This is a genomic window from Paraburkholderia sp. SUR17 (assembly GCF_029536165.1).
Taxonomy (GTDB): domain Bacteria; phylum Pseudomonadota; class Gammaproteobacteria; order Burkholderiales; family Burkholderiaceae; genus Paraburkholderia; species Paraburkholderia kururiensis.
This window is the reverse complement of record NZ_CP120508.1, coordinates 113447-131004: the sequence shown is the minus strand read 5'-3', so window position 1 is coordinate 131004 and position 17558 is coordinate 113447. Positions and strand designations below refer to the sequence as shown.

20 protein-coding genes and 1 tRNA gene are annotated in these 17558 nt (G+C 62.7%); 10 read left to right on the top strand and 11 right to left on the bottom strand.

From position 1 onward, the window contains the following. Nucleotide 1: 1 nt before the first annotated feature. Genes P2869_RS00625 through P2869_RS00615 form a run of 3 tightly spaced genes read left to right on the top strand, consistent with a single transcriptional unit; the run spans nucleotide 2 to nucleotide 2138 of the window. Nucleotides 2-892, top strand: a complete 891-nt coding sequence (locus tag P2869_RS00625; RefSeq protein WP_277597178.1) for a GIY-YIG nuclease family protein — start codon at nucleotides 2-4, stop codon at nucleotides 890-892. Nucleotides 893-904: 12 nt separating this feature from the next. Beyond that, nucleotides 905-1843 (top strand): hypothetical protein, encoded by a 939-nt coding sequence (locus tag P2869_RS00620; protein ID WP_277597177.1) that lies wholly within the window; start codon nucleotides 905-907, stop codon nucleotides 1841-1843. Nucleotides 1844-1889: 46 nt separating this feature from the next. Beyond that, on the top strand, nucleotides 1890-2138 hold the full coding sequence (locus P2869_RS00615; RefSeq protein ID WP_277597176.1) for a DUF4357 domain-containing protein: 249 nt from the start codon (nucleotides 1890-1892) through the stop codon (nucleotides 2136-2138). Between the two features lie 44 nt (nucleotides 2139-2182). Here P2869_RS00615 and P2869_RS00610 read toward each other — a convergent pair whose 3' ends face one another. The 6 genes from P2869_RS00610 to P2869_RS00585 all read right to left on the bottom strand — a co-directional run bounded on the left by P2869_RS00610 (nucleotide 2183) and on the right by P2869_RS00585 (nucleotide 5762). Next, nucleotides 2183-2569, bottom strand: coding sequence for a hypothetical protein (locus P2869_RS00610; RefSeq protein WP_277597175.1), 387 nt, complete (start codon nucleotides 2567-2569; stop codon nucleotides 2183-2185). A gap of 641 nt (nucleotides 2570-3210) precedes the next feature. Further along, nucleotides 3211-3286, bottom strand: a tRNA-Ala gene (locus tag P2869_RS00605). Nucleotides 3287-3412: 126 nt separating this feature from the next. Then, nucleotides 3413-3706: a c-type cytochrome gene (locus tag P2869_RS00600; RefSeq protein WP_277597174.1), complete on the bottom strand. Its 294-nt coding sequence runs from the start codon at nucleotides 3704-3706 to the stop codon at nucleotides 3413-3415. 74 nt (nucleotides 3707-3780) lie between these two features. Further along, complete coding sequence (locus tag P2869_RS00595; RefSeq protein ID WP_026120974.1) at nucleotides 3781-4587, bottom strand: BON domain-containing protein; 807 nt, start codon at nucleotides 4585-4587, stop codon at nucleotides 3781-3783. 20 nt (nucleotides 4588-4607) lie between these two features. Beyond that, nucleotides 4608-5195 carry an SIS domain-containing protein gene (locus P2869_RS00590; RefSeq protein ID WP_277597173.1) on the bottom strand — a complete coding sequence of 196 codons (588 nt, stop codon included), beginning with the start codon at nucleotides 5193-5195 and terminating at the stop codon, nucleotides 4608-4610. A 93-nt stretch (nucleotides 5196-5288) separates the two neighbouring features. Further along, on the bottom strand, nucleotides 5289-5762 hold the full coding sequence (locus P2869_RS00585; protein ID WP_233411724.1) for a YraN family protein: 474 nt from the start codon (nucleotides 5760-5762) through the stop codon (nucleotides 5289-5291). On the opposite strand from P2869_RS00585, the gene rsmI reads away from it, so the two are divergent. Then, nucleotides 5761-6636, top strand: a complete 876-nt coding sequence (gene rsmI / locus P2869_RS00580) for a 16S rRNA (cytidine(1402)-2'-O)-methyltransferase (protein WP_277597172.1) — start codon at nucleotides 5761-5763, stop codon at nucleotides 6634-6636. The genes P2869_RS00585 and rsmI overlap by 2 nt on opposite strands. 202 nt (nucleotides 6637-6838) lie before the next feature. On the opposite strand, the gene P2869_RS00575 is transcribed toward rsmI, so the two are convergent. Then, nucleotides 6839-7447 carry a septal ring lytic transglycosylase RlpA family protein gene (locus tag P2869_RS00575; protein WP_026120972.1) on the bottom strand — a complete coding sequence of 203 codons (609 nt, stop codon included), beginning with the start codon at nucleotides 7445-7447 and terminating at the stop codon, nucleotides 6839-6841. A gap of 818 nt (nucleotides 7448-8265) precedes the next feature. On the opposite strand from P2869_RS00575, the gene P2869_RS00570 reads away from it, so the two are divergent. The 3 genes from P2869_RS00570 (at nucleotide 8266) to P2869_RS00560 (ending at nucleotide 10152) form a co-directional block, all read left to right on the top strand. Beyond that, nucleotides 8266-8922, top strand: coding sequence for an MBL fold metallo-hydrolase (locus P2869_RS00570; RefSeq protein ID WP_277597171.1), 657 nt, complete (start codon nucleotides 8266-8268; stop codon nucleotides 8920-8922). Beyond that, on the top strand, nucleotides 8919-9575 hold the full coding sequence (locus P2869_RS00565) for an exonuclease (protein WP_277597170.1): 657 nt from the start codon (nucleotides 8919-8921) through the stop codon (nucleotides 9573-9575). Before P2869_RS00570 ends, P2869_RS00565 begins: the two co-directional genes overlap by 4 nt. Nucleotides 9576-9693: 118 nt before the next feature. Beyond that, complete coding sequence (locus P2869_RS00560; RefSeq protein ID WP_006050474.1) at nucleotides 9694-10152, top strand: Lrp/AsnC family transcriptional regulator; 459 nt, start codon at nucleotides 9694-9696, stop codon at nucleotides 10150-10152. Nucleotides 10153-10164: 12 nt separating this feature from the next. Here the strand turns inward: P2869_RS00560 and P2869_RS00555 are convergent, their stop codons facing one another. Further along, nucleotides 10165-11445, bottom strand: a complete 1281-nt coding sequence (locus P2869_RS00555) for a cation diffusion facilitator family transporter (protein WP_277597169.1) — start codon at nucleotides 11443-11445, stop codon at nucleotides 10165-10167. Nucleotides 11446-11713: 268 nt separating this feature from the next. Beyond that, the gene (locus P2869_RS00550) at nucleotides 11714-12010 is read right to left on the bottom strand and encodes an H-NS histone family protein (protein WP_017772444.1); all 297 of its coding nucleotides are present in this window, start codon (nucleotides 12008-12010) and stop codon (nucleotides 11714-11716) included. Between the two features lie 23 nt (nucleotides 12011-12033). Between P2869_RS00550 and P2869_RS00545 the strand changes: the two genes are divergently transcribed. Next, entirely contained in the window at nucleotides 12034-12285 is a 252-nt protein-coding gene (locus P2869_RS00545) for a hypothetical protein (RefSeq protein ID WP_277597168.1), read from the top strand. Nucleotides 12286-12401: 116 nt separating this feature from the next. Here P2869_RS00545 and P2869_RS00540 read toward each other — a convergent pair whose 3' ends face one another. Further along, nucleotides 12402-13067, bottom strand: a complete 666-nt coding sequence (locus P2869_RS00540) for a pyridoxamine 5'-phosphate oxidase family protein (RefSeq protein WP_126878553.1) — start codon at nucleotides 13065-13067, stop codon at nucleotides 12402-12404. Between the two features lie 209 nt (nucleotides 13068-13276). On the opposite strand from P2869_RS00540, the gene P2869_RS00535 reads away from it, so the two are divergent. Next, nucleotides 13277-14488: an MFS transporter gene (locus P2869_RS00535; protein ID WP_126878554.1), complete on the top strand. Its 1212-nt coding sequence runs from the start codon at nucleotides 13277-13279 to the stop codon at nucleotides 14486-14488. A 316-nt stretch (nucleotides 14489-14804) separates the two neighbouring features. Beyond that, complete coding sequence (locus tag P2869_RS00530) at nucleotides 14805-16280, top strand: collagen-like triple helix repeat-containing protein (RefSeq protein ID WP_277597167.1); 1476 nt, start codon at nucleotides 14805-14807, stop codon at nucleotides 16278-16280. Nucleotides 16281-16379: 99 nt separating this feature from the next. Here the strand turns inward: P2869_RS00530 and P2869_RS00525 are convergent, their stop codons facing one another. Continuing rightward, entirely contained in the window at nucleotides 16380-17426 is a 1047-nt protein-coding gene (locus P2869_RS00525; protein WP_277597166.1) for a cupin-like domain-containing protein, read from the bottom strand. Nucleotides 17427-17558: the final 132 nt, after the last annotated feature.

Sequence of the window (17558 nt, the reverse complement as noted above, 5' to 3'; positions counted from 1 at the left end):
TATGCAACCTTTCTCCATCACGCTTTTCGCAACCACCGGTGACCCCGAAGGCATCCGCCACCTCGACAAGTCGAACTGGTCAGGCTACGGCGTCGTCTTCAACAGGGAGCTCTTCCACTTATTGAAGCAGGAACCGGGCTTCTCCCAAGCCGGCATCTACATCCTCGTGGGCAATGCTGCCGAAGAGACGATTTACATCGGCGAGGCTGATCCCGTTGGTGACCGGCTGAAGAACCACGTCTCGAACAAGGAAGATTGGGTGTGGGGCGTTTACTTCTTCGACCGCAACCACAAGATCGGCAAGACGGAAGTTCAGTACCTGGAGTCGGCATTGGTTGCTCTGGCCAAAAAGCACGACCGCGCCATTCTGCTGAACAAGAACAACCCGACGGCTCCGACGATGGCGCCCGCAGCAAAGGCAACGGCTCAGGCATTCCTTGCTGACATGCTGTTGATCCTGCCGATGCTTGGAATCAACGCCTTCATGCCACCCAAGCAGGACGACCCGAGCGATCAGGTACAGCCCGTCGGTTCTGAGAGCGACAAGTTCGACACGATCGTTGTCCCGGCACGCGAGGAAGGGTTCAAGCAACGCTTTCTGAGCGAACACTGCTGGTTCGCCGTGCGTATCAATGCGAAACACATCTCGAAACTGAAATTCATTGCGGCTTATCAGGTCGCCCCTGTTGCCGCCATCACCCACATCGCAGAGATCGACGCCATCGTTCCGTACAACGACACGGGCAAATACATGATCAAGTTCAAGGGGGCTGCAACGGCGATTGTTCCGATCCCACGCCCGGAAAGCAGTGAGATCAACATGCAATCTTCGCGGTACGCGCTGAAGGAAAAGCTGTTGGCAGCCAAAAACCTCGATCAAGTTTGGGCATAACCGGGAAGCAAAGTGAATTTCATAGAACCCATCCTTGCCCTTTGCTCCCATAGGGCTGTTCTGGCCAAAGAAAATTCCGTTTTGCCGCCCCCCCAATCCATACTCTCAAATCATATTTTGTCAGAGCAGAATCTATTTGGGGTAAGTTTTGATTATTTTATTGACTGGACTACCAATCAATTGAATAGAGATTTTTGGCTAAAGTGTCCAGTCGAAACAGCCGATCAATCTGACTGGTCAAATTTAAGTGACGAAAGCATCGCCAGCGATCTTAGAAATCACCAGAAATTTAGGGATCTGGTTGATTTTTCACTGGCAAACTCATGTTCTGCCACCGCGATCATTTTCGATGATCGCCAGCAGTGGAGCAGCAAAGCATCAACAATAATATGTGCACACTGGCCTAAATATCCCGATTCAAAAAAAGGGTTGGACATTTCAAGAGTTGGGCTTCCTCAAATAGAGGAAATGATAAAACTTCGATCCGGCGGTCCTGTCGCCATCGGAAGAAAAGGACTGATCTACGGCACCTCATCACTAGAGTGTCATTTGTCTAGAACTAACGCACTCTGGCCTGGAGACGCAGATCTTTTGGTCTGCGAAAAGTCTACTATGCGACCAATTGCGTTAATTGAATACAAGAAGCACACAGCTAGCTCAACAAAGAAATTTCAAGAGCAACGACTTTCCAATTACTACCCTTATCCTGACAGGCGTAAATATGATCGCCTGGCCCTCCTATCCGAACAAATTGCATCTGATCGCCCGATAAAGATTTTTATACTTTATTACTCTACCATTGAATCCGAGTTAAGCGTGAAAATCGAGGAGATTGTCGGCACACCCGGAAGTTTGATAGGTGGGCAAGTATTCGATGTTGATATTTCACCAAGAGATCCAGTTGCCGGCTATCGACAAGTTATTTCGAAAATCGTCAGACAGTCAACCTAACGCCGGAGCCTTCCACCGCTAGACGCAACCCAAAGGAGAGCATCCAATGAGCGAAGAGAAGTTACTCCCCCAAATTGGCGATAAGCTGATTCACAAATTCAGAAAAAGACCGGGATCCGTAACTGCCGAAGTAATATCCGTTGACGCTGAGCGAGGTGATGTTTCTGTCAAAATTGATGGGGAAATTTTCCCTTCCCTATCTTCTGCTGCACAATCCATTTCAGGTCATTCAAGTAACGGATGGACATACTGGGGCTTAAAAAAGCAGACACCCAAGAAGCGGACAGCACGATAACCGAACAGATTAGGTCTGCTGAAAATGTAGCTGGCACTCGATACTTACCTGATGTTTGCTGTCGTTTCGACGATCCACGCCTGCAGCGCCCTCAACTGCTCGGCGTTCTCGTGACAGGTCTGGTAGTTGGCGGCAACGGTTCCAGCGACGGCAGATAGCGCAATGCCTGCGGCGGCCGCATCAGCATCTCGGGTGGACTCGGGAAGTTCACCGGCGGCGGCGACGTGCAGGCGCACAAAGCTACGGTTGACAGTGCAAGCAACATCAGCTTGAACGGGCACATATACGGGAACCCCCTTGACGATGGTTTCGCCCTTCTCGCGGACAACGAGGACGCGGTCGACGTACTGGGTGACGACCTTAACGGTGGCTTGCGCCTGCCGTTCGCGGATGGCGGCGGATCTGCAGGGCTTGTTGTTGGACGGCGGCATCCCACCGCGCTTGCACGTGGCCCGCGCCTTTGACCCAGCCGAAGCCGACCAGGGCGATGCCCAGCGCCGCGAGGGCAAACAGCCGGTACGGCCACGGAGTCACGCTCACGACTCCTCCCCGATGCACTGTCGGTATTCGGTTTCTCGCCGTGTGGCCAGCCCGCCGCACAGCCGCGCGTTGGTGGGCAGCGCGCAGTCCTCGCCCAGGAAGAAGCGCCAACGCAGCAGCTCGGCACAGGCTCCAGCGTAGTCCTCGGCGTTGAGTTCCTGACCAGCGTGGACTGGCTGAACGCGCGGCTGCTGACGTTGTAGGAAAAGCTCACCAGCGCGTCGTACTCGTGCTGAGCCAGCGCCAGCAACCGCCTGCGGGCGGTTTTTTTGTGGTCGCTCGGCACTCGGTCGCCACCGCTACAGGAGTTGCCGACCACAACCGACCGCCTCTAAACCCGCGCCAGCAAAGGAAGTCACCTCAAGAACGCTCGCGTGACCACCAGAGAAAACGGAGAAAGAGAGGCGTCGGCGGGAGCGAAAACGCCGACTTCGCAGGGGTGGCGCTCGCGAGGCGATGCCCGGAAACCGCGCCAACACTGGGGGAACGGGCAAAAAAAATCCCAACCGATGAGGGTTGGGATTTTGGGTATTGGTGGAGCGGAGGAGGATCGAACTCCCGACCTTCGCATTGCGAACGCGACGCTCTCCCAGCTGAGCTACCGCCCCAACGAAGCCGCGATTCTAGCACAAGCGGCCGGCGGTTTGCCAAGAGCCGCGACCACGCGTAGCACGCGATCCCCAAAACAAGCGGCGGAGAAACCGCGAGCAACCGCAAAACATCCAGACAACCCCTCACTTCTCCGGCGCGCCCGCCAACACCCACGCCACCACAATCCGAATGTCCGCGTCGCTCATGCGCGGATGCGAGGGCATCGGAATGGCGCCCCACACGCCGGAGCCGCCGTCCTTGACCTTCTGCGCCAGCTTCGCCGGCGCCGTGGCGTCGCCCTTGTATTTCGCTGCGATCTGCTGGAACGATGGCCCCACCAGTTTGCGGTCCACAGCGTGGCAACCCATGCATGCATTGCTACGCGCCACCACGAGCCCCGCCGGCGTGTCGGCTGCACGGGCTGCGGTCACCGTCATCGATAAACCGAGCACTACGCCTGCGCCCAACAGTCCAGCCAGGCGTTTCCACGAACCCATACCAGCGACGCCCATCATTTCGGCGCCGTCACAGTCCCGGGTTGAGCGGGGGACGAATTCGTCACAGGCGCAGGCGCCTGCTGGTCAAGCGGTCGGGCGCTCACGGACGAATCCGGCACGGCACCCGTGGTTGCATCGCTCGAGGTTGCCGGGGCACTCGCCGCACCCGGCGCGCTGGCACCGGACTGGGACGCTGCCGCGTTCAGTGCCGCAGCCTCCTGCGGCTGGATGTACTGGTACACCTTCACGACCTGCACGACGCCCGGCACCTGGCTCGTCGCGGCGGCCGCAATGCCACCCTCTTCCTGCGTGACGAGCCCCATCAGGTAGACGATGCCGCGCTCGCTCACCACCTTGAAGTTGTTCGCGGAGATGTACTTCTCTGCGATCAGCGCTGTCTTCACGCGTCCTTCCAGGTAAGCGTCGTTCGAGCGCGACGAGAACGAACTGGCCGGCTGCACCGCCAGTTCGTTGACAACCGAATTGACGTTGTTGATGCCCCGCACGATGGTCTCGGCCTTCTGCTTCGACGCATCGTCGGGCACCTCACCCGTAATCAGCACGCGGCGATTGAACACGGCCACGTTGATGTGCGAGTCCTGCGGCAGGTTGTTGCTCAGTTGCGAGAGTGCCTTCACCTGAATCTCGCGGTCTTCGGTTTGCGTGCCGACTGTGCGCCGATCGGTTGCAACCAGCGCGCCGCCGCCCGCGGCACCTGCGAGCGCGAGCACGCAGCCTTGCAAACCGGCCGCCAGCGCCGTGGCGAGCCCGATCGCGAGAGTGGTTCTCGCCAACGTATTCCTGATGCGGTGTCCGCTCATCAACTACTTCTCCTCGAATGTCAGTCTTCGCCAAGCAGCATCGCGTCGATGCCGTCGCACAGACAATGAATGGTCAGCAAGTGAACTTCGTGCACGCGTGCGACCCGCGCGGACGGCACGCCAATGTGAATGTCGGTGTCTGCGAGCGCTTCCACGACCTTCGCGCCGCCGCTGCCCGTAAGCACAACGACGATCATCTCGCGCTCGTGCGCGTCCTCGATGGCGGCGAGCACGGTGGCCGGCTCGTCGGACGTCGTGATCGCGAGCAGCACGTCGCCGGGCTGGCCGAGTACGCGCAACTGTTTCGCGAAGAGCTGGTTCAGCGCCTCTTCGGTCGCCATCGTGGCGAGCGCGCTTGCGTCGGTGGAAAGCGCGACTGCGGGCAGGCCCGGACGCTCGCGTTCGAAGCGGTCGATCAAGCTGGCAGCGAAGTACCGCGCCTGCGCCGACGACCCGCCGTCGCCGCACGCGATGATCTTGTTGCCATTCGCGAGCGCGGCGAAGATCGTGTCGACGGCCGCGGCGATCGGCATGGCCAGCGCCTCCAGTGCCTCGAGTTGAACAGCGGCGCTGTCGCGAAAGAGTTGTTGAATACGTTCGACTGACATCGAGTTTCTATCTGGTACTGCGTGGTGTCGCGGGAACTTGCCGCGTAGGCGTCCGCAAGTTTATCGCACTCGGGCCCGCGAAAAGCGCCGTTTTCAGGTGCCATCTGCACGAAACGCGTCGCGTATCCAGATCAGGCGTCCTGCCTCGAACGCCACGACGTCGAACCGGCAGCACGACGTCGCGCCTTGCCGCGACGCCAGAAAAAACTGTGCAGCATGCACGATGCGCTGCCGCTTCTGCCAGCCGATGCTCGCCGCCGCGCCGCCATACCGGCGCGATGCCCGCGCCCGCACTTCGACAAACACCAGCGTGCCGTCCGGCTCGCGCATCACCAGATCGATTTCCCCGCCGCGGCACGTCACGTTGCGTGCGACGAAGCGCAGTCGCTGGCGGCGCAGGAAATCGAGGGCAAGCGTTTCGAACGTGGCACCGAGCTTCTTCGACTCATGCCTGCGCGAAAAGTTGTCGTCGCGGCCCGCGTTCTCGCCGGCGCGCGCCGTCTGTGGCTGATGCCCTGCATGGCACAATGTCGGCCTCGTTCCCTTCGCCTGCGTGTTCTGACTCATGATCCCTCTCTCCGAACTCGCACAAACACAGCAGTACCCCGCCGCCGCGCTGTACGTGGTGGCCACGCCCATCGGCAACACGGCCGACATCACACTACGCGCGCTACACGTGCTCGGACTCGTAGACCGCATCGCCGCCGAAGACACGCGCAACACGGGGCAGTTGCTTTCCCGCTATGGCATCTCGAAGCCGCTGCTCGCTGTGCATGAGCACAACGAGCGCGAGGCCGCGCAGCGCGTTATCGAACACCTGCGCGCGGGCGAGCGTGTGGCGTACGTCTCCGACGCGGGCACGCCAGGCATTTCAGACCCCGGCGCCAAGCTGGTCGACGCAGTACGTGCGGCGGGCTTTGCCGTGGTACCGCTGCCGGGCGCGAGCGCACTCGCCACAGCGCTTTCGGTGACGGGCGACTGGGCTGGAACGTTCACGTTTCTCGGTTTCCTGCCGACCAAGGCGAAGCAACGGACCTCGGCGCTGCAATCGCTCGCGTCGCATTCGCATGCGATGGTGTTCTACGAAGCGCCGCACCGCGTGGTCGAAACCGTCCAGGCACTCGCCGACGCATTCGGGGGCGAGCGCCGGCTGCTGATCGCCCGTGAGTTGACCAAGTTACATGAGGCCGTTCACTGCTGCACCCTGGCCGAAGGGCCAGCGTGGCTCGCTGCCGATCCGAACCGGCAGCGCGGCGAATTCGTTCTGGTGGTGGAAGGGGCGCCCGCGCAGCCTTCAGGCGGGGCAGCGGATCATGACGCGCTATTGCGTACGCTGCTGGAAGAACTGCCGGTGAAAGGCGCGGCGAAGGTGGCCGCGGCGCTCACAGGTGCATCGCGCAACGATCTGTATGCGCGAGCGCTGGAACTCAAGGAAGGTTAGCGGCGCGCGGCGAGGCAGCTTTGGGCCCGAGTGGGCCCGAGGCGCGTGCGGAGCGTGCTCTAGCGGAAATCACCAACAACACCCGCCGTTGCAAGACACGGTGCGCAATGAGCAACACAGGTTGAATCGAGCCGCAGCGAAAAAGAACGGGCCGCACAAGCGGCCCGTCTGTCGTCGGCAATCGCCGTCCGGCGTGAAAGGATTAGCGGTTAGGCGCGTTTTCCGCCAGCATCTCGGCGCGAGCTTCCCGGGCTTCCTGCTGCGTAAGCCCTTCGATCTGCACGCGCGCCGTGCCTGCGTTCTGAACGCCAAGTACCTTCGCCGCCGCGAAGGAGAGATCGATCACACGGCCGCGCATGTACGGGCCGCGGTCGTTGATCTTCACCACCACAAACTTCGACGTCCCCGGCAGGCTCACACGCACGTACGACCCGAGCGGCAACGTGCGGTGCGCGGCGGTCAGCGCGTGCATGTCGTAGCGTTCGCCGCTCGCCGTGCGGCGGCCATGGAAGAAGCGGCCGTACCACGACGCGCGTCCCGTCTGCCGGAAGTTGGAGACGTTGGGACCGTCCGTCAGCGGCTCGGCGTCTGCGAGCGAGCTCTTGCCGGCGCTGGCGTCGGATGCCGCAATGTTGTGGTCGAACGCTGCGCCAAAGCTCTGCGGCGCCGTGGATTGCGTGCCGTTGCGGGCGTCGGTGCGAACCGGCGTACCGTTGTTCGCCTGAGTTGCCGGGCCCGGAGGCATCGCACAGCCGGTCAGAATCGCAAAGGCGACAAGACTCCCGAACTGTCGAGATCGTCCAGATTTCATAAATTTGCCATCACTAGTGCGAAGCCGCGCCACGCGTTGGACACATGGCTGGATGCGGCTTCGGCGGCCACAGGCACGACAAGACGCTCGCGCATGACGAGAGCGCGTCGAGGCCCGGATGCAGCGTATTCGCCGCGAACCGCTCAGTTATCTTCCACGTCTGGCACAACCTGTCCCCAGCAGCCTGACCAGACACCAAACGTCGCCATCGAGCGCGAATGAACAGCGCTCTGGCGCACCCGCAACCGGCGGCACGCAGGAACGGCGACGTAGGCCCCATCCAGCGTCACGGCAGCTAGGCCGTTGTCAGGCGCGCGGCGCCTGGCTGGACAAGACGTGTGGCAACGAACGAAGTCGATGCCGGATTTGCTAATCGCGTTGATGCAGAATCGCGGCGACAGCACTTGCTTGACAGCGATCTGGAAGCCCTTTCAAAAGGGTCCACATCGCCACGAGAGCGCACGGCTTCCGTGCGTAATGGGCCGCATTATACCCAAAACGATTCGGTGTCATCCCCGCGGGTCAAAAAACGTGACATTTTTTTACTATTGGGTTCGTACGATTCATTGCTGCGCCGCACTCTGTAACCGCCCGTAACCGCCTTCGGCAGGCGAGTGCGTAAGGCTTACTGGAAGTGCGCAATGGCCGGTGCTCAGCCCAGCGCGGCAGTACTCGCCGGCACGCCTGGCCTGATGGCCAACTCTCCCCCGCTCACACATACGGCCCAGGCGGCAGACAGTCGCCCCCGGTACAATCCGAATCTTTGCGGCCACGTTCCTGAATCGTTCGTATAGGCCACGCCTCTTCCCACGTTCGCCATGAAAGTCACGCTGATCCCTGTCACCCCGTTCCAGCAGAACTGCTCGCTGCTTGTCTGCGAAGCCACGGGGCGCGCCGCCGTGGTGGACCCGGGCGGCGACCTGGATGTCATCCAGCGCGAAGTCGAGCGCCAGCAGGTCACGGTCGAAAAGGTGCTGCTCACGCACGGCCACATCGACCACTGCGCGGGCGCGAAGACGCTTGCCGATCACTACGGCGTGCCGATCGAAGGGCCGCACGAAGACGAGCGTTTCTGGATCGAGAAGCTGCCCGACCAGAGCACGCGTTTCGGCTTCCCTGCGGCGCAGGCTTTCGAGCCGAACCGCTGGCTCCACGACGGCGATACCGTGCAGTTCGGCGACGAAACGCTCGAGGTCTATCACTGCCCAGGACACACGCCAGGGCATGTGGTTTTTTTCAGCCGCAAGCATCGCATCGCCATCGTGGGCGACGTGTTGTTCGCAGGATCGATTGGTCGCACGGATTTTCCCCGCGGCAACCACGCCGACCTGATCCGTTCCATCCGCGAGAAGCTCTGGCCGCTCGGCGACGACGTCACGTTCGTGCCCGGCCACGGTCCTGTCTCGACGTTCGGCGAAGAGCGGCGCACGAATCCGTATGTGGCGGACCGCGCGGTCGGCGGGGTGGCCCAATGAGCAGCACAGAGGAAATCTACGTCAGCACGGACGTGGAAGCGGACGGGCCCATCCCGGGGCCTCATTCGATGCTGAGCTTCGCCTCGGCCGCCTACACCGCGGACAAGCGCCTCGTCGCCACGTTCTCCGCCAATCTGGAGTTGCTGGAGGGCGCGGCGCCGCACCCTGTGCAAGCCGCGTGGTGGGAAACGCAGCCCGAAGCGTGGGCCGCGTGCCGCACGAACCTGCGCAAGCCGGAAGAGGCCCTCGCGGCCTATGTGGAATGGGTCGAGGCGTTGCCGGGCAAGCCGGTGTTCGTGGCCATGCCGGCGGGCTTCGATTTCACCTTCATGTTCTGGTACATGATGCGTTTCGCCGGCCGCTGCCCGTTCTCGTGGTCGGCGCTCGACATCAAAACGCTCGCGTTCGCCATGACCGGGCTGCCGTATCGCAAGTGCATCAAGCCGCGCTTCCCGAAGCACTGGTTCGACGATCATCCGCACACGCACGTCGCGCTGGACGACGCTATCGAGCAAGGCGCGCTCTTCTGCAACATGCTCGCCGAATTGCGCCGCGGCGCCGTGCCCGAAGCGCCCGAAACGGGCGGCAAAGCGGACGCAAGCGGAAAGATTGACCGCCCCGCGGCGCCCACGGAGTCCGGCACGACAGAATAAAACGCCGAGTGCCGGCGCCCAATCCAGGCAAATCTCGCTCACCAGGGGTCGCCTTGATTGCGTTTCGTTTTTCCCGCCTCTAACATGCAGGGACACGGCGACGCAAACGGAGGCGCAGTTGACACTCGATACGTTCTCTCAAAAAATCCTGCGCCTGCTTCAGCTCGATGCGCGCCGATCGGTCCAGGAAATTTCGGACCAGGTGGGTCTCTCGAGCACGCCCTGCTGGCGGCGCATCAAGGACATGGAACAGTCGGGCGTGATCCAGCGTTACACCGCGCTGCTCGATCGCGAGAAACTCGGCCTGCACGTCTGCGCACTCGCGCATATTCATCTGACGCGCCATACGGAAGGCGGCGTCGAACAGTTCGAGCGGGAAATCGCCACCTGCCCCGAAGTGACCGAGTGCTACAGCACCACAGGCGAGTCCGATTACATCCTGAAAATCGTGGCGCCCGACATCAAGGCCTACGACACCTTCCTCCACGAACGCATCTTCAAGATTCCAGCGGTCGCCCAGGTCCGCACGAGCGTCGTGCTGCGGGAAATCAAGTTCGATACGCAACTGCCGTTGTGACGGCGTCGCGCTTCAGCGCGTGCCGTGCGGCACAGACTCCTTCTTCTCAGCCGAAGATTGAACCGGCTTTCGGCCTTCGTCGGCGTCTTGCCGTCGGGCGTCGGCTGCTGCGCCGGCGCTGCCGGTAGCCGTCGCCGTGGCTTGCATGGACAGACGCACGTCGAGCCTGCGTGCTCCCAGCCGGCGCCGCAATGCATCCAGATCGAGCCGCTCGATGAACCTCGCGTCGGCCGGGTCATGCTCGCGGACATCGCGCTGTAACGTGACTTCGACGTCGAGCCCCGTGCTCAGGTAGTGCAGATTCACCGCGCCGGCCTTCGCGCCCTGTTCGCCGAGCGCCTCGTTCAGGTGGGCGAGCACCTGCTCGCGGGGCGGCAAGTTCACGGGCGGCCGCGCCACAGCGTCGTTTTCGGGATCGACGTGAATGAGCGCATCAATCACGCGCGGGTCGGTGAGCACGCGCGCGCGGGCCGACTCGGCAATGTAGTGCCCCTCAGAAACCGAGATCAGCGGATCCACCAGGATGTGCGCATCCACCAGCGCGGAATCGCCCATCTTGCGCGTGCGCAGTTCGTGCACGTCGCGCACGCCTGGCGTGGCGAGTAGCAGTTTGCGGATGTCCTCCGTGGCGGTTTCGTCGAGTGCGCGGTCCGAGAGATCCTGCAGCGCGTCCCAGCCGAACGTCCAACCCATGCGCGCCACCATGAAACCGACGATGGCGGCCGCAATCGGATCGAGCAGCCGCACGCCGGCCACGCTGCCCACAATGCCGATCGCCACGACCAGCGACGACGCCGCGTCCGAGCGCGCGTGCCAGGCATTGGCCACGAGCATGGCCGAACGCACGCGTTGGGCTTCGCGCAGCATGTAGCGGAAAAGCGCTTCCTTCGAAACGAGCACGAGCACCGCTACGGCGAGCGCGACCAGGTGCACGGGCGGAATTTCATCGAGGTTCGCGAGCCGGGTGCCGGCGCGCCACAGCATGCCGACACCCACCGCGATCAGCAGCGCCCCGAGAAACAGCGACGCGACGGTCTCGTAGCGGCTGTGTCCGTAGTTGTGGTCGGCATCGGGCTGTGCGCCGCTATGGCGGTTCGCGACCAGCACAACAAAATCGGAGATGAGATCGGCAAGCGAGTGAACGCCGTCGGCGACCAGCGCCTGGGAATGCGCGAACAGGCCCACGGCAATCTGCAGGACCACGAGGACCGAGTTGAGGGCGACGCTAACCAGCGTACTTTTGCGGGCGACGTCCTGCTTTTCCGCGATTTGGACGGTTGCGGCGTTGGGCATGATGCGATGGGAAGCGTGAGACCGGTTTATTTCGACGTGTGGCGCCATTGTACCGGCGTCATCGTGAAATTCCGTTGAAGAGCCTAAATTTCTCCTTTGGAATCAGTTGGTTATACAAACACGACGCATTCGCATTCCAAGCGGTTCCGGTTTCGTGAACGTCGCAATATGCAGTCCCGAAACATAAATAGAAAAGCCGCGCGCCCTAAACAGAGCGCGCGGCTTTCTTTAGACGGAACGCGCTCAGTGAAGAGCGGCCGTTTTACTACTAGATAAGGAACTTTTCGCGATCTTGGCCCGCAATCCAGCGCGGCGGCTTGCCACGACCCGACCACGTGCTACCGCTTTCCGGGTCGCGATACTTCGGCGCTACGCTTGCGCGTGAACGGCTTGCCGCCTTGGCCTGCTTACCGCGGCCGCCGCCGAGTTCAGCCAGCGTAATGCCGTAGTCGGCCATTTTCTGCTTGATCTCGTTGAGCACTTCCGCATATTCGCGCGCTTTGGCTTCTTCGATCTGCTTTTCCAGCTTCTCTCGCTGCGCGAGTAGTTCCTTGTAGGAAGACATAGGTTCCCTTGTGGTTTGGATAAATGGCTTCCAGTCTTGTGCCGGGTTTGCCGTTTGAAGGTTATCATGCCTCGGAATTTGCAGGCGAGATTAACACAAAATGGAAAGAACAGAAAAGATGCCGAGCCTCATTATTATTAATTTTTCTTTCACCAACTGCCGGGGGTTTCCCGTTCCGTGGCAACGGCTTTCGCGGGATGCAATTTCGTATTTTCCCGAAAAACTTCGTTGATCTACAAAAAAATATCGGACGAATTGCCGTTCGTGATAATTAAATGCAAGCTTCACAAAAAAACATTTCACCGCACGAGAGTTTCGCGGCGAAATGGTCATGCCGCGCCGGAAAAAAGTCCTACTTTATTGGTAAGGTCGGCGGCAAAGCAGCGGCAACTCAGGACATGGCGTGGCGCTCCACGCAGTCGGCAAGCGCCCCATGCAAGGATGTCGAATCCATCCTGGGCGCGTCGAAGACGAAGCGCGTACGGGTGCCGTCGATCCGCAGGTCCGCCCCGTAACGGTCGACGCCCATCAGTTCGAGGTTCGCGGCGCGCCGCGGATGATGCTCGAAGAAATGGATGAGTGCCGCTTCGTCTTCAGGGGCGAGCGGCGCGAGCGCATCGAGTTCGCTTCCGTCCAGCCAGCCCATCGCGCCGAATCCGCCGATATAACGCAGCCGCTCGATGTTCATCGTCCAGAACGTGAAATCGCCGAGCGCAAGATAGCGTTCAGCGGCCGGGTGATAGCGCAGGTAGCGCGCCACGAGTGCCGGCGCCGGCTCGACGGGCTCGAACACACCGAGCAGCGTGGCGCGCTGCCCTTCGAGCACGTCGCCGTCCACCGCGTGCGCCACGAGAAAACCGGCGCGCGGATCGGCATGCAGGTTGCGGGTATGCTCGGCCAGACCGCTCACGAGTATGGTGGGACGATGGCGTGAATCCGGTGCGAACGGCAAAACCGTCGGATAGGGGTACCCTTGCGGCTGCCGTGCATGGGTAGCCAGTGTGCCGATATTCACCTGATGCAGCAGATGCAACGGAGCGTGAGCGGGAATGTTCAAGTTCGCGTCCTCGTGGAACTGTCTGCGGTCCAATAACGCCGGTCCGCCGTTATCGGAATTATGCATGTTGGGCACCGGCCATTTGCGAGAACGCAGATGACATCGGTCGACCAGTTGCCATTCCACCCACCGCCGTCAGGGAAATAAAGCTTCGCTAGAATCGTCCTGCTTTCGATCCGCTTTCCCTTTTCTCTTCCCAGATCTTTCCCGTGTCCGATCAATCACCCGATTTCGCCGCCTTGCCTGCCGCGCATCGCAATCTTCCTGCCGCCGCGCGTAATCGGGCTCGCATTGCGACCATGGCACTGTTTTTCATTGCCGGGATGATGTACGCGTCCTGGGGCGTCCACGTGCCGACCGTGCGCGACCGCTTTCATCTGGACCCGGCGCATCTGTCGTATGCGCTTTTTGCCGTGGCGGGCGGATCGATCGCCGCGATGGCGACCAACGCGTCGTGGATCGCGCGCGTCGGCACGCGGCGCGCCTGTCTTGCGGGCGGTCTCGCCATGGCCGTGTGCGGCGCGCTCATTCTCGTCGTGCCGACGTATTGGCTGTTGCTGCCGGTGCTCGCGGGATTCGGGGTGGGCATGGCAACGCTCGACGTCGCCATGAACGCCGAAGCCAGTGCCGTGGAAAAGACGATGGGCCGGCCCATCATGTCGTCGCTGCACGGCATGTTCAGCGTGGGCGGCATGGCAGGCGCCGCCGTGGGCGGCGCGCTGCTCGCGCACGGCATGGCGCCGGCGCTGCACCTAGCGCTTGCCTCAGCGATCGTGACGCTCGTGCTGATTGCCGCGTGTCCCGCGGTACTGCCTCACGTGCCGCACGCCGAGCATCCCGATTCGGCGACGCCGCGCGCGAACCGCTGGCGTTCGCCGGCGCTGTGGATGCTCGGCGCAATCGCCCTGATCGCGCTCGTTGCCGAAGGCGCCATGTACGACTGGGCCACGGTCTACATGCGGGACGTCGTGGTGTCGAGCCCGGCCGTCGCAAGCGCGGCGTATGCGGCGTTCTCGGGCGGCATGGCGGCGGCGCGCTTCGCCGGCGACGCCGTGCGCGCCCGCTTCGGCGCACCGCAACTCGTGATGGCGAGCGCTTCGCTCGCCTGTGTCGGAATGGTCGGTGCGCTGCTGCTGCCTTATCCGGTCACGGCGATGACAGGCTTCACGCTCATGGGCCTCGGTCTCGCGAACATGATGCCGGTGCTATTCGCGGCGTCGACACGGGTGAATGGCATCCATGCGGCCGAAGGTCTAGCTCACGTCGCCGGACTCGCCTATTTCGGTTTGCTGCTGGGGCCGGTGGTAATTGGCGGGGTCGCGCAGATCACGAACCTTTCGATCGGGCTTTCCGTGGTGGCGCTATGCGCGGCGCTCGTGGCCGCCGTCGCGCCGCGGGTTTTGCGGCGGCTCAAGGTGTGAGCGGCGGCGCGTTTTTCTTCACGCCGTTTTTCTTCACGCCGCTTTTCGCCCGCTTGTAGCCGACGATTCAGCGCCAGCGGACGTCCCGTTGACGCGCCGGCGGCCTATGCCGAGCGCATCGCGCGTTACGTTACATCGGCCCACCTCGCACCGATGTTCCGCCCCACACGACGGTGCGCCTCTTTTGCCTGCGCTTCGTTTCAAACCGCGTGGGCCTTGATTTTGCTGGACCTGTGCGCTCACGGCGATCGGCCGCTCCAGATGGCATAGCGCTTGCAGTCTGTCTCCCGCGAATTCCGATACGGGGGGCAAAAAAATGAATCAGACGTTCAAGCTGACGGCGATCGCGTTGTGCGTGTCGTCGATGGTCGCGCTGACAGGCTGCGGCACCACACTCGATACGCCCGCCAAGCCGGCGATTTCCGGCAGCACCGGCGCGGGGGCCGGGGCGGGACTGGGAGGCGGGGCAAGCGGTGGATCAGGGTCGGGGTCGGGAGGAGGGAGTGGTACGCCCACGCCCACGCCGACTCCGACTCCGACTCCGACTCCGACTCCGACTCCGACTCCGACTCCGACTCCGACTCCGACGCCAACGCCAACGCCAACTCCGACGCCAACGCCAACGCCGACGCCGACGCCAACACCAACACCAACACCAACGACCAACAACCTCCTCGGCCAGGTCGTCAAAGCCGCCAGCAACGTAGTGACGTCGACCGGTCAAACCGTGTCGACGATTGGCAGCCAGATCGGCCTCACGCCCGTTCCCGGCGCCGGCTCAGGCACGACCGGCGCGCTCGGCAACGCGGTATCGAACCTGGGCAACGGCGTCACGGCGCTGGGTCAGGGTGTGGGCAACGGTCTCGGCCAGCTCGGCAACTCCACCGATCCGCTCGGCACTTCGCTCGCGAGCAGCGGCAACCTGATCTATGACGTCGGCCAGGCCGTCAACAGCACGGGCCAACTGGTCAACAGTCTGGGCACCGGCCCAGCGGCACCGCTGAGTCCGCTCACGACGCCGCTCGGCGGCGCCGTCTCGCAAGTCGGCAACGCGGTGAGCAGTGTCGGCACGCAGTTGGGTACCACCGTGGCGGGCGGTCCGGTTCAGCAGGTCACGCAGTCTGTGAGCACGATCATCACGCCGATCACGACCGCACTCGGCCAAACGACCCAGGCAGTAGGCGACACCACAGGTCTGGGCGCCCCGCTTTATGGCTTGCTCGCGACGCTCGGTCACGGGCTCGACAGCGCCGGCACGCAGGTCGGGAGTGCGACCAGCAATCCCGTGGGTCCGAGCCTCGGCAACGTGCTGACCAAGACCGGCGACACGGTAACGACAGCAGGCACGCTCCTCACCGCCGGCGGCACGACCGGCAGCAATCCGCTTGCGCCCATCACGGATCTCGTAAGCTCTCTCACCGGCGCCCTGCCGGGCGGAACAGGTGGAACGGGTGGAACAGGCGGAACCGGCAGCGGCAACCCGCTCGCACCGATCACCTCGCTCGTCTCGTCGCTGACGGGCGCGCTCGGTGCGCCGCTCAACATCAGCGCGGGTGTGGGAGGCGGCGTCACGGTCACGAGGCCAGCCAGCGGCTCGGGAAGCTCGGGCGGGTCGGCCGGCAGCGGTGTGTCGATTGGCGGCGGCGCAGGTGCCGGCGCGACGGGCAGCGGCAATCTCCTCGCGCCGGTCACGAGCCTCGTGGGCGCACTCACGGGTGCGCTCGGCGGCGCAACCTCGGGCGTCGGCTCGGGCGCGCCCGCTGCCGTGCCCGCTCTCGCAGCGAAAAAATAACGACGGCAGCCAAAGCGTCAGGGAGGAAAGCGGACCGGGCAACCGGTCCGCTTTTTCATTTCCGCGCTCGTTTCGACGTCTGCGCGCGGGCCGCCCGCCTCAAAGCTCGTGATAAGTGCGGTACCCGCTCGCGAAGTCGTTGTGGCGCAGGAAGTTGGTGAACGTCATGGTCACGGACACGTCGAGCCCTTCCACGTAATGCCACCATCCGATCGGCAGAAACAGCAGCTCGCCAGGCCCGAGCGTGCACTCCACCACCTGCGCGTTCTTCATCGCCGGAAAGCGTTCGGTATCGATCGCACTGCCGTCCACCTGCGAGAAGCAGTGGAAATGGTTGTACATGAACGCCGTATCGGCGAGCGGCACCAGACGGACAAGCTTGCGGCCCATCACCTGGGCCATGAAATTGTTGGTGAGGTCGTGGTGGAACGGCGTCTTCGTGCCGGCCGGGCCGAACCAGAAGAAGCCTTTGTCCGGCGAGCTTGCGTCGAGGTAGGTGTCGATGGGCGGAATGTCATCCCACAGCGCCGCCAGCGCCGCGCGGTTGCGCGACGTGTTGTTCGCCGTCATGTAGAAATCGTTGGTGGCGCCGCTTTGCTCCACGAGATCCACGTAGTCGCGAAAGCGCATGAGCCGCTTGTGCTTCGGCTGGTTGATCTCGTAGTTCTCGTCCGATTCGCGGCCGAACTGCACTTCCACCTCGGCGTCGCCGCAACGCGTGCGGAAATAGTCGTAGCCCCATTTGCGAAGCGCGGGCCACGCGTCCAGCATGCCGTCGATCAGCACAGGCCGGTTCTGGCAGTAATACGACTCGAAGAATTCGTCGCGCGAGAGCCGTTCGCGTCGCTCCACTGCCGTTGCGCTCACGCCGGCGTCGGCTGCGCCTGCGTTCGTCTGCGGCGCGGCACGCATGCGCGCGAGCGTGCGATACACCGAAAGCATCCAGTCACGCTTGCGCAAACGATTACGAAGCCGCGCGCCGCCCTGCAGATACGGGCTCGCAAGCGCCGCGTCCACTTCGTGCGTGGCGTCCGCCGGCGCGAAGCCATGCGACGCGAGCGCCACAGCAAGCGTTTCCGGCGGCACGTCGAGCAACAGGTTTTCGGCAATCCAGCGGCGCCAGTCGTCATCGAACGAACGGCTCATGGCCCTCTCCCCCAGCTTGTTATCGATGCATCCGCCTCGCGTGCAAGCCACCAAAACAAAAGGCACGCGTGCATGATGCACGCGTGCCTCGTTCAGCCTGTCGTTGTCGACATGAACCGCACCGGTGAGCGC